Source organism: Kitasatospora sp. NPDC058048, from assembly GCF_042885555.1.
Taxonomy (GTDB): domain Bacteria; phylum Actinomycetota; class Actinomycetes; order Streptomycetales; family Streptomycetaceae; genus Kitasatospora; species Kitasatospora lactacystinica.
Genome location: NZ_JBHVRT010000010.1, coordinates 145008 through 156091, shown reverse-complemented (window position 1 = coordinate 156091; position 11084 = coordinate 145008). Strand labels below are relative to the sequence as shown.

The 11084-nt window shown below is 76.2% G+C and carries 12 protein-coding genes; 1 reads left to right on the top strand and 11 read right to left on the bottom strand.

Annotated elements, in window-relative coordinates; genetic code table 11:
* Window positions 1-20 precede the first annotated feature (20 nt).
* The 3 genes from ACFVVA_RS13785 to bldG form a co-directional block, all read right to left on the bottom strand.
* Entirely contained in the window at window positions 21-803 is a 783-nt protein-coding gene (locus tag ACFVVA_RS13785; RefSeq protein WP_387688979.1) for a hypothetical protein, read from the bottom strand.
* 537 nt (window positions 804-1340) lie between these two features.
* The gene (locus ACFVVA_RS13780) at window positions 1341-1760 is read right to left on the bottom strand and encodes an ATP-binding protein (protein ID WP_359902044.1); all 420 of its coding nucleotides are present in this window, start codon (window positions 1758-1760) and stop codon (window positions 1341-1343) included.
* A 159-nt stretch (window positions 1761-1919) separates the two neighbouring features.
* On the bottom strand, window positions 1920-2261 hold the full coding sequence (bldG, locus tag ACFVVA_RS13775; protein ID WP_049659132.1) for an anti-sigma factor antagonist BldG: 342 nt from the start codon (window positions 2259-2261) through the stop codon (window positions 1920-1922).
* Window positions 2262-2483: 222 nt separating this feature from the next.
* Here bldG and ACFVVA_RS13770 point away from each other — a divergent pair, with 222 nt between their 5' ends.
* Window positions 2484-4985 carry a DEAD/DEAH box helicase gene (locus ACFVVA_RS13770; RefSeq protein WP_387688977.1) on the top strand — a complete coding sequence of 834 codons (2502 nt, stop codon included), beginning with the start codon at window positions 2484-2486 and terminating at the stop codon, window positions 4983-4985.
* Here the strand turns inward: ACFVVA_RS13770 and ACFVVA_RS13765 are convergent.
* From ACFVVA_RS13765 to ssd, 8 genes are all read right to left on the bottom strand, one after another.
* Window positions 4980-5513: an Rv3654c family TadE-like protein gene (locus ACFVVA_RS13765; protein ID WP_387688975.1), complete on the bottom strand. Its 534-nt coding sequence runs from the start codon at window positions 5511-5513 to the stop codon at window positions 4980-4982. The genes ACFVVA_RS13770 and ACFVVA_RS13765 overlap by 6 nt on opposite strands.
* Window positions 5501-6061, bottom strand: coding sequence for a TadE family type IV pilus minor pilin (locus ACFVVA_RS13760; protein WP_387688973.1), 561 nt, complete (start codon window positions 6059-6061; stop codon window positions 5501-5503). Before ACFVVA_RS13760 ends, ACFVVA_RS13765 begins: the two co-directional genes overlap by 13 nt.
* A 73-nt stretch (window positions 6062-6134) precedes the next feature.
* On the bottom strand, window positions 6135-6407 hold the full coding sequence (locus ACFVVA_RS13755; RefSeq protein WP_387688971.1) for a DUF4244 domain-containing protein: 273 nt from the start codon (window positions 6405-6407) through the stop codon (window positions 6135-6137).
* A 53-nt stretch (window positions 6408-6460) separates the two neighbouring features.
* Window positions 6461-7051, bottom strand: coding sequence for a hypothetical protein (locus ACFVVA_RS13750; RefSeq protein WP_387688969.1), 591 nt, complete (start codon window positions 7049-7051; stop codon window positions 6461-6463).
* Between the two features lie 182 nt (window positions 7052-7233).
* A complete protein-coding gene (locus ACFVVA_RS13745; RefSeq protein ID WP_387688967.1) occupies window positions 7234-8268 on the bottom strand; it encodes a type II secretion system F family protein in 1035 nt (344 codons plus the stop codon).
* Window positions 8265-8417, bottom strand: a complete 153-nt coding sequence (locus ACFVVA_RS13740) for a hypothetical protein (protein ID WP_387688965.1) — start codon at window positions 8415-8417, stop codon at window positions 8265-8267. The genes ACFVVA_RS13745 and ACFVVA_RS13740 overlap by 4 nt, the downstream gene beginning before the upstream one ends.
* On the bottom strand, window positions 8414-9751 hold the full coding sequence (locus ACFVVA_RS13735) for a TadA family conjugal transfer-associated ATPase (RefSeq protein ID WP_387688963.1): 1338 nt from the start codon (window positions 9749-9751) through the stop codon (window positions 8414-8416). Before ACFVVA_RS13735 ends, ACFVVA_RS13740 begins: the two co-directional genes overlap by 4 nt.
* A complete protein-coding gene (ssd, locus tag ACFVVA_RS13730; RefSeq protein WP_359902017.1) occupies window positions 9751-10875 on the bottom strand; it encodes a septum site-determining protein Ssd in 1125 nt (374 codons plus the stop codon). The genes ACFVVA_RS13735 and ssd overlap by 1 nt, the downstream gene beginning before the upstream one ends.
* Window positions 10876-11084: the final 209 nt, after the last annotated feature.

The window sequence follows — 11084 nt, the reverse complement described above, 5'->3', positions numbered from 1 at the left end:
ATCGTGCGGTCCGCCGGGGCTCAGCTCGCGCTGGGAGCGGGGTTCGCCGGGGTGCCCGCCGGGGCGGACGGAGCGGTGGTCGCACCGGCAGCGGCCGGACTCGCACTGTCGGTCGCGCCGGGCGCCGGGGTGGTGGCTGGCGCGCCCGGGGTGTCGGTGGCGCCGGGGGCGGGGGTCGTTCCCGCACCGCCCGGGGCCGGGGTACCGCTCGCGCCGGCACTCGCACCACCGGTGGCACCGCCGGTCGGGGCGGTGGTCGGGGACGGCTTGCAGCCCTCCTGCTTGGCCATCGCCGCGCCGAGATCGCCGCGCTGGAGCTTGCTCTGCGCCTGGGTGGAGAGCGAGGCCAGCTGCTGCACCTGGTCGGCCACGCTGCGCAGCCCGTCGGCGAACTTGGCCTGGTCGGTGTTGGGCAGCGCGTCCAGCTTCTTCTGGACCTCGACGTAGCCGTCGGCCGCCTTCTTCAGCTCGTCGACGGTGTCCTTCTGGAGGGTCGCGCCGTCCTGCACCTTGGGCGCCCCGGCACCGTCGATGGCGGCGGCTATGTCCTGGTTGGTCTTGGCCAGCCGCCCGATGTCCGTGGAGAGCCGCTTCTGGAGGTCGGCGGGGACTTCGCCGGTCTTCACCTGGCCGGTGTCGGCGAGCGCGGCCTGCGCCTGGGAGATCGGGTCCTTGGCGGCGCCGCAGACGGTCGACGCCCAGGACTCCAGCTGCTTGCTGTTGTTGTCGTCGCCGCCACAGCCGACGGCACCGAACGCGAGCAGCACGCCGAGGGCGGGTACGGCCAGCAGTCGCTTGTTCACCGGGAGGAGCCTTTCGGTTTCGGTCGTCATCGGTCGTCGAACCTACACGGCCGGTGTCCGTTCCCCGATTTCCGGTTTCCCTCCCCCGCTGCCTGCCGCCCGCTGCCTGCTGCCTGCTGCCTGCTGCCTGCTGCCCGTGCCGATGCTCGATGTCGAGCGGGATCGCTGTCGAGCGGAACGACGGGCGAGGTCGGCCGCTGCTGCTGCGCCGGCAGGGGAGGGCGCGTCCTCGCACAGCTGGCCTACGGGCATGCCGACGCGGACCTCCTCGTCCGGGTGCCCGCCGACGGCTGACCGGCAGCTCGGCCCGGAACGCTTCGCAGGTCGAGGCGCCTGGCGATGTCCCGGCGGCCTGCCCGGTCGTCCGGGTGACGGGACGCGAACCCACCCGGACGCCGTCCATCGCGACGAGGCCCGATCGACGAGCGGACCCGGTCGTCCTGGAGCAGCCGACCGCCGGGATCACCACGTGTCGACGCCTGCCCGGGAACCGGACTCCAGCCCTCGGGGGCGTGCGGAAGCGGCGCCGACGGCGCCTCAGACCGCGACGGAGGGGACCGAGACCGGCCAGCTCATCCGGATCAGGCCACCGTCCGTGCCGTTGGTGACCTCCAGGTCCTCGACCAGGCCGGTGATCACGGCGAGGCCCAGGGTGTCCTCGTCCGGGTCGCCGCCCTCGGCGGCGCCGGAGGCCGGGACGGCGGCGGGGCCGGCCTCGTCCTCGACCTCGATGAGGAAACGCTTCTCCTGATCGGTCAGCGCGACCCGGACCGTGCCGCCGATGCCGCCGCGCTGGTGCAGCCCGACCGCGCGGGAGCACGCCTCGCCGACCGCGAGCCGGACCTCGTCGAGCACCGACTCGTCGACCCCGGCCCGTCTGGCGACGGCCGCGGCGACCAGTCGGGCCGTCCGCACATGCTCGGGAAGCGCGCTGAATCGAAGTTCGACGGTTGCCATCTCTCCCCCTCGGGGTGCTCCGACCGGGGCCGGAGGTCCGGCCCCTGCGGGCCGGCGGAACCGGCCCAGGGGCGTCCGAGGACGCACCGGGCCGCACGGGCCCGGGCTCCCGGACGCGAGGAAACGAGCGGGCCGGCCACCCGGGCCGGCCCGGCCGCGTCAGTCGGTCGCGTTGACCGCGTCGTCCACCGAGGTGTGGATCGGGAAGACCTTGGTCAGGCCGGTGATGCGGAAGATCTTCAGGATGCGCTCCTGGTTGCAGACGAGGCGCAGCGAGCCCTCGTGGGCGCGCACCCGCTTCAGACCGCCGACCAGCACACCGAGGCCGGTCGAGTCGAGGAAGTCAACGCCCTCCATGTCGACGACGAGGTGGTACTTGCCGTCGTTGACGAGCTCGACCAGCTGCTCCCGCAGCTTCGGGGCGGTGTACACATCGATCTCGCCGCCAACCTCGACGACCGTACGATCGCCGACTGAACGGGTCGACAGGGACAGGTCCACGGAACCTCCAGCACCTTGCCTTGCTACGTCATGTGCGATCCTCGGCCGGACGGCCGCCACCGCATGGTCGCGAGCCCGGGCGCGCCCAGCCAACGCGTGGCAAGCCTCAGCGCTGCGACCCACGGCCATACGGCCGTCACGGCCACATTCAACCACCTGCGGCCATGCCCGCACGATGGCTTACGACGATTCTCCGTCACGCCGGTGACACACTGGGTCCCCATGCCGCCCCGACACAGCCCGCCCGAGGCACTGCTCACGACCCTGGCCACCGGCCGGGGGCGGTCCGACCGGCTCACCCATACGGAGCACCTTCCCGCCCGACCTGCACGTTATTCACCGTGGCCGGACTCGATCCGTCCGGAGGTCATGGCCGCGGCACGCGCCCTCGGGGTGGAACAGCCATGGGCGCACCAGGCAGAAGCGATGAATCTGGCCAAAAGCGGCCAGACTGTGGTGATCGCCACAGGCACCGCCTCGGGCAAGTCGCTGGGCTATCTGGCACCGGTGCTCACCGATCTCCTCGACGGCACCGAGGCCCGCAACGGCCGCGGCGCCACCGCGCTCTACCTGGCTCCGACCAAGGCGCTCGCCGCCGACCAGCGCCGCCGGGCGGCCGAACTCGCCCCGCCGAGGGTCCGCGCCGCCCTGTACGACGGCGACACCCCGGCCGAGGAGCGCGAGTGGGTCCGCCAGTACGCCTCCTACGTGCTCACCAACCCGGACATGCTCCACCGGGGCATCCTGCCCGGCCACGCCCGCTGGTCCTCCTTCCTCAAGGCGCTGCGTTACGTGGTCGTCGACGAATGCCACAGCTACCGGGGCGTGTTCGGCTCGCACGTCGCCCAGGTGCTGCGGCGGCTGCGTCGCATCTGCGCCCGTTACGGCTCGTCACCCACCTTCCTGCTGGCCTCCGCCACCACCGCCGACCCGGCCGCGACCGCCCGGCGGCTGACCGGCCTGCCCGCCGTCGCCGTCACCGAGGACGCCTCGCCGCGCGGGCCGATGGTCTTCGGCCTCTGGGAGCCGCCGCTCACCGAGAACGTCGGCGAGCACGGCGCGCCCGTGCGCCGCACCGCGACCGCCGAGGCCGCGCACCTGCTGACCGACCTGGTCGAGCGGGAGATCCGCACCGTCGTCTTCGTCCGCTCCCGGCGTGCCGCCGAGCTCGTGGCGCTCCAGGCCCAGGACCAGCTCGACCGCCCGCTCGCCGGACGGGTGGCCGCCTACCGCGGCGGCTACCTCGCCGACGAACGCCGCGCCCTGGAACGCGATCTGCACACCGGCCGACTGCTCGGCCTCGCCTCCACCTCCGCTCTCGAACTGGGCGTCGACATCTCCGGCCTCGACGCCGTCCTGATGGCCGGCTACCCCGGCACCCGGGCCTCGCTCTGGCAGCAGGCGGGCCGGGCGGGCCGGGAGGCCCAGGGCGCGCTGGCCGTGCTGATCGCCCGGGACGACCCGCTGGACACCTACCTGGTGCACCACCCGGAGGCGCTGTTCGCGGCGCCCGTCGAGGCCACCGTGCTCGACCCCGACAACCCGCACGTGCTCGCCCCGCACCTGTGCGCGGCGGCAGCCGAACTCCCGCTCACCGATGCCGACCTGGAACTGTTCGGGCCGTCCACCGCGCCGCTGCTCCCGGTCCTGGAACGGCGCGGCCTGCTGCGCCGGCGCAGTGACGGCTCCTGGTACTGGACCCGTCGCGAGCGCGCGGCCGACGCGGTGGACCTGCGCGGCAGCGGCGGCAGTCCGGTTCAGATCGTCGAGGCCGACACCGGCCGCCTGCTCGGCACCGTGGACGCCGCGGCCGCCCACACCAGCGTCCACACCGGGGCCGTCCACCTCCACCAGGGCCGCACCTACCTGGTCCGGGAGTTCGACCTGGAGAACTCCGTGGCCCTGGTCGAACCGGCCGACCCGCCGTACACCACGGCCGCCCGCGACATCACCTCCGTCTCCGTCCTGGACACCGACACCACCGTGGAATGGGGCGAGGGCCGGCTCAGCTTCGGCTCGGTGGAGGTGGTCAACCAGGTGGTCGGCTACCTCCGCAAGCGGATCTCCACCGGGGAGATCATGGGCGAGACCAAACTCGACCTGCCGCCCCGCACGCTGCGCACCCGCGCGGTGTGGTGGACCGTCACCGAGGACCAGCTGCTCGACGCGGACATCCCGCCCGACCAGTTGCCCGGCGCCGCCCACGCCGCCGAGCACGCCTCGATCGGACTGCTGCCGCTGTTCGCCACCTGCGACCGGTGGGACATCGGCGGCGTCTCCGTTCCGCTGCACCCGGACACCGGCCTGCCGACCGTGTTCGTCTACGACGGCCACCCGGGCGGGGCCGGCTTCGCCGAACGGGGCTTCCGGCGGGCGGTCCAGTGGCTGACGGCCACCCGGACGGCGATCGCCTCCTGCGAGTGCGAGCGCGGCTGCCCGTCCTGCGTCCAGTCACCCAAGTGCGGCAACGGGAACGACCCGCTGGACAAGGCCGCCGCCGTCCGGCTCCTGGACGTCCTGCTGGCCGGGGCCGCCGGAGCCGCGGAGACGCAGGACGGACGGGAGGCGCCCGACGGCCCGGAGACTCCGGATGCTCCGGACGCTTCGGATGCTCCGGATGCTCCGGATGCTCCGGACGCTTCGGAGACGGGCGCCGGTCCGGAGGCGCCGGACTCGCCGGAGGCGGCCCCGGGACCGGACGGTGGAGCGCCGGCCCGTTCATGAGACCGCCGCCGCACTCGGGGCTCCGCCCGGAGCTTCGCTCGGATCCCCGACCGGCCCGACGTCCGGCACGTCCTCGGAGCCGGTGACCGGGGCCCGTACCGGCCCGGCCCGGGCCCTCGCCCGCGCCGGGCCGACCGGCAGCCGGGCCGGGAGCCCGCGGACGTCCACCTCGGCCACCACCTCGACGGCGTCCGCCGACCGGTCGACCGCACAGGACACCAGTCCGGCGCCCTGCGCGGCGGCGATCGCGGCGGCCCGGGCGCAGCCGCCGTCCCGGTCCAGCAGCAGCCGGTCCGCCGCGGCGAGGGCCGCGAGGTCGGCCGCCGACTCGGCCCGGTGCCGGGAGGCGACCACCGAGCCGACCGCGATCGTCCCGGCGAACACCGCCGTGCCCAGCATCGCCAGGGCGAGCAGCCAGACCGTCGCCGAGCCGGCGTCCGGCCCTCGCCCACCCACCGCGGCGGCTCGGGCCGCACGGGCGCGTGCCACCCGCTCCGCCGTCTCCCGCAGCCCGGTCAGGACGGCCATGGACCACCACCTCCCGCCGTGACCGCCACCAGGACGTCCTCCCGCGCCGCCACGGCCGCCGCACTGAGCCGGACGGCGAGCAGCCCGCCGAGCCTTCCCGGCCCCGCGCACGGCGCCTCCACCTCGACCCGCACCGTGTCGGCCGCCAGGGCCACCCGGACCTGCGAGCCCGCCGGTGCCGCCGCGCGGGCGAGTTCGGCGGCGTCCGTCTCCCCGCGTGCGGCCGCCCTGGCGCCGACCCGGGCGGCGTCCACGCAGCGGATCTGCGTGGCCGCCGCGAGCACGCCCCAGATCAGCATCGCCGTGAGCAGGACGAGCGCCGGCAGCGCCACCGCCGTCTCCGCGGTCACGAAGCCCGCGTCGCCGCGCGGCCGCAGCGGCCACGCCCGGCCGGCGCCGCGCTCCCCGGCCCGGCCGGAAGCCGTCCTCAGCTCCCTGTCACCCACCGGGAGCGCGGGCGGGGCGGCGTCGAGGAGCGTGCCGCGTACGGCGGTGGCGGGAGCGCCTCCCGGCCGCCGGGCCGGGGACCGTCGGCGGTCGACGACCACCCCACGGGGTGCGCCTGCGCGCCGGGGCCTCCCGGCCCCGGCCCGCCGACCGGCAGGGGTTCGACGGCCTGTCCTAGGTGGCATGGAGCGCCCGCACCAGCATGTCGGTCAACGCGCCCGTGATGGCCTCGCTGGTCACCACCTTGTACAACCCGGCCGCGAGGGCGCACGCGCCCAGCGTCCCGACGGCGTACTCGGCCGTGGTCATCCCGGCGTCCGAGCGGCCCCGGAGCCGGGCCACCCTGCGCACCCGCCAGGCTGCCCGACGGCTCCTCCGCCGCCACGCCCCGGCCAGCGGGCGGAGCGACCGCCCGGTACCGGTCCCGATCGCGATCACTGCGGTCATGAGATCCTCCTGTTCGATCGTTGTCCGTCGATGTCCGTACATCCGGCTCTTGTTCACATCGCCTGCGCGAAGCGGCTGGTGAGGCCGACGACCACCGGCACCACGCCGATCAGGACGAAGGCCGGGAGGAAGCAGAGCCCCAGCGGCGCGGTGGCGAGCACCGCCGCCCGGCGGACCCGGGCGTGGGCCGCGCGGGCAGCCGCCGTGCGCTGCCCCTGGGCCAGCCCGATCAGCGGGCCCGCGGCGGGGACACCCCCGAGGCTGCTGCGCTCCAGGCAGCGCGCCAGCGGCGCCAACGGCGGGTGCTGCTCACCCAGTCGGCTCCAGCACAGCTCCGGCGGTGCGCCCAGGGCCAGTTCGGCCCCGATCGCCACCAGCCGGGGACCCAGCGGCGCACCCACACTCCGGCCCACCGCCGACACGGCGTCCGAAGGCAGCGCCGCCGACCCGAGGCAGGCCGCCAACAGCTCGGCGCTCAGTGGGAGTTGCCTGGTCAGCAGTTCCTCGTCACGGGCCTCCCGGCGGTCGACCGGCGACCGCGCCCGGACCGACCACCGGTGAACGCCCACCGCCAGCAGCGCCCCGACGGCCAGTCCGGTGCCACCACCGAGCAGCACCGCCGCCGCGAGCCCGGCGACGGCCACTGTCACCACCCGGCGTCGGCGCCCAACGTCCGTGGCCGTCAGCCCGGTTCGCCTTGCCACCCCCTTTCCGTCCCGGGTCCGGGCGAGCACCCGCCGGCGCCTCACCCGGCCGCGCACCGATGTCCACCCCACAGCGGCCGCGCCCACCGGGAGGGCGAGTGCGACCCACTCGATGCCCCGCATCACCTCGCCACCGCCCCGAGCGCCCGTGCGCGCACCCGCGACAGCCCGCAGACCCGCCCGCTCGCCCAAGGGCCGGGCACCGTACGGCCGGAGGCTCGAATTCGCTCGCGCCGCCCCGGGGAATCCTCCAGCCCTCCGTGGGCCGCCGCACGGACGATGCGTGCCGTCCAGAGCACGCCCAGGCCCTCCAGAGCTGCCCCCGCCACGAGGCAGCCCAGCCCGGCCGGGGTGTGCAGCAGGACCTCCAACGGGTGCGCCCCGAGCGCCGCGCCGAGGAGCAGCCCGATGCCCGGCAGCGCGGCCAGGACGGCGATCGTCGCGCGCGGCCCGGCCAGTTCCCCGGCGATCTCCTCCGCCAGCGCCCGCTCGCCGCGCAGCGCCTCGGCGACCCGGTCCAGCGCGGCGGCGAGCCCCGACCCGCTGTCCGCGGCCACCCGCCAGCAGGCCGCGATGGCCGCGGCCCCACTGCCGCCCGGCAGTTCGGCCAGCAGGTGCAGCGCGGCGGGCACGTCCCCGCCGTAGCGGCCCGCGGCCAGCCGGGCCACCGGCTCCTCGCCGAGTCCGCGCAGCCCCGCCGGGTCGGCGGCGAGCCGCGCGGTCACCAGGTGCAGCGCCTGCTCCGGCGTCGCCCCGCCGCGCAACTCCCCCGCCAGGCCGGCGCAGAGCTCCACGACGGCCGCGGCCCGGTGTCGAGCCTCCGCCGCCAGGCGTCTGCGCGACCGCCACCCGCGCAGCGGCAGGACGGCCAGGGCCGCCGCGAGCACCGGCACCGGCGAGGCGGTGGCCTGCCCGGCGGCCAGTCCCGCCGGCAGGAGCAGCAGTTCGGGTGCCAGAAACCCCGGCAGCCGACCCCGGGCCCGCACCACCGTCTCCGGGCCAACCCTCGGCACCGGCGGCCCGCTGCCCGCCAGCACCAGCCTGGAGCGCCGCCCGCCCGGCAACTGCTCCTGCACCGCACGCCACGCCGCGACGGCCACCAGGCACAGCACCGCGGCCCAGCAGAAGGCGGACTGACTCTGCGTCACATTGTTCACTTCCGTCCTCCTCGATCCTTGCGCCCCGCAGCGCCTAGCAGCAGCAGGGCGCCCACGGCGCACCCGCTCAGCAGCAGGGCGAAGGCGAGTTCCACCGCCCGCGCGTCCGCACTCGCCGACCCGGCCACCGTCACCGTCACCGCGATCACGGCCGCCCCGACCCGAGCGACACCCCGCGTGCCGCCAGCAGTCCGATCAGCCGCTCCCAGCCCGCACCGGGACGCAGGCCGCCGGCCGCCGGGAAGGCCACCGCGGGCATGGTCACGGCCGACCCGTCACCGGCTCCGGTCAGCGTGTGGATCTCCGCCACCCGGCGCCGCCCCGAGCCCGGGTCGCGGACCAGGTGCACCACCACGTCGAGCGCGGCCCGCAGTTGGCTGTGCAGCGCCGGCCGGTCGAGACCGGCGAGCGAGCCCAGGGCCTCCAGTCGGACCGGCACGTCCGCCGCCGTGTTGGCGTGAACCGTGCCGCAGCCGCCCTCGTGCCCGGTGTTCAGCGCGGCCAGCAGGTCCGACACCTCGGCGCCGCGGACCTCGCCGATCACCAGCCGGTCCGGGCGCATCCGCAGCGCCTGGCGAATGAGGTCCCGCAGGGTGAACTCGCCGAGTCCCTCCTGGTTGGGCGGCCGGCTCTGCAGGCGGACCACGTGCGGGTGGGCCGGCTGCAGCTCGGCGGAGTCCTCGGCGACCACGATCCGCTCGTCCGGCCCGACCAGGCCGAGCAGGGCCGACAGGAGCGTGGTCTTCCCGGAGCCCGTCCCACCGGACACCAGCAGCGACAGCCTGGCCCGCACGATGCCCGCCAGCAGCTGCGCGCCTTCCGGCGGCAGGGACCCGCCCGCCACCAACTCGTCGAGCGTGAAGGGCCGGGGACGGCAGACCCGCAGCGAGATGTGCGTGCAGCCGGCCGCGATCGGCGGCAGCACGGCGTGCAGCCGGGTGCCGTCCGGCAGTCGGGCGTCCACCCACGGGCGGGCGTCGTCCAGCCTCCGGCCGGCCGCGGTGGCCAGCCGGTGGGCCAGCCGCCGCACCGCCGCGGCGTCGGCGAAGCGGACTCCGTCGGCTCGCTGCAGGCCGCCGCCACGGTCGACCCACACCTCCTCCGGACCGTTCACCAGGACGTCCGTGACGTCGGGCGCCGCCAGCAGCCGGTCCAGGGGGCCCGCACCCACCAGTTCGGCGCGCAGCGAGCGCACGGTGTCCAGGACCTCGTCCCCGCCGAGCGGCGGGCGGGTGGCCCGCAGCGCGGCGGCGACCGAGCCGGCCGTCGGGGCTGCCCCCGACTCGGCCAGCCGCAGCCGGACCGCGTCCACCAGCGCCGCCGTGCGCTGCTCGCGGGCCGTCCGGCCGTACGGGCAGGGCTCGTGCGCGGGCTCGGGCGGCCCGCCGGGCGGCGGCACGCTCCGCAGCGGCCGGTGCTCCCGCGCACCGCCGCCCGGTTCGGGCGAGCCGGTCCGGAGGACCGTTCTGCGCAGACGGACCATCAGTACACACCCCCTCCGACCGCCGGCACCGGCGGCAGCACCTCGTTCAGGAAGCTCGCGCAGAAGCGCGCGAGCGGGCCGCTCTCCCGGCTCCCGGGCGGGACGCCCTTCACGACGTCCTGGGCCAGGCCCGGCTCCGGCTCCAGTTCTCCCGCCAGCGGCAACCGCAGCCCGCGGACGATCTGCCGGGCCGGGAGTCCGCCGGCCCGTGCCGGGCGCACTACGGCCCGGACGTCCCCGAGCCTCATCCGGGCCGCCGCCGCGACCCGGTCGGCGGCGGCCACCGCGCGCAGCTCGGCCGACACCACCAGCAGCGCCAGGTCGGACTGCTCCAGCGCCTGCCCGGCGGCCGCGTCGAGGTGGCGGGGTACGTCGACCACCACCAGCCCGCCGCGCCGTCTGGAGGCGGCCAGCACGCTGCGCATGGCCTCCGGCGGCACCGTCAGGGTGTCGCCGCGGTCCCAGGACAGGCAGGACAGCGCGGAGAGCCGTTTGAGCGCCGGCAGTGCCCGGGCCAGCTCGGCCCCGCTGACCCGCCCGCGGGAGCCGGCCAGATCGGGCCAGCGCAGCCCGCTGACCCGCTCGCCGCCGAGCAGGATGTCCAGGCCCCCGCCCAGCGGATCGCCGTCCAGCAGCATCGTCCGCCGACCCGCCCGCGCGGCCGTGACCGCCAGCGCGCAGGCCAGGGTCGAGGCTCCGGCCCCGCCGGACCCGCCGAGCACCGCGACGGTGACCGCCGGGCAGCCGACGCCCTCGGCCGCGTCGGCGATCCGGTCGAGCAGCCAGGCCTCGGCGTCGGGCAGGAACAGCACGTGCTCGGCCCCGAGTTGGACGGCTCTGACCCACACCCCGGGGTCGTCCAGGTCCAGCCCGAGCAGCAGCACCCCGCCGCGCCGCCCCAGCCCGGAGCAGCGGACGGCCTGGTCGTCCCCGACCAGGACCAGCGAGGCCCCTTCCCAGAGCTCCCGCGTCGGCGGAGCGCCCCGAACCAGCCTCGGCTCGGTGCCCGCCGCCGCGCAGATCCGCAGCAGGTGCTCGGCCAGGCCGTCGTCCTCGGTGACGACGAGCGGCCCGGCGACCGCGGGGCCCTCGGCGGTGATGTGGTCGGCGATCGGCGTCGACATGGATTCTCCCCTCCGCGCCGCCGGCCACCGGGGTGGCCGGCGGCGCACGTCGGACGGTTCCGGCGGACGGCCGCCCGACAGATCCTCTGGGGATGGAAGGGGTGAGGCCCTGTCCGGCGACCGCCGCCGGACATCACGGTGGGGGGAGATCCGGATTCCGTCATCCGAGTTCCGATTGCCTGTGGATAACTCGTGGCCTGTGGAGGAAA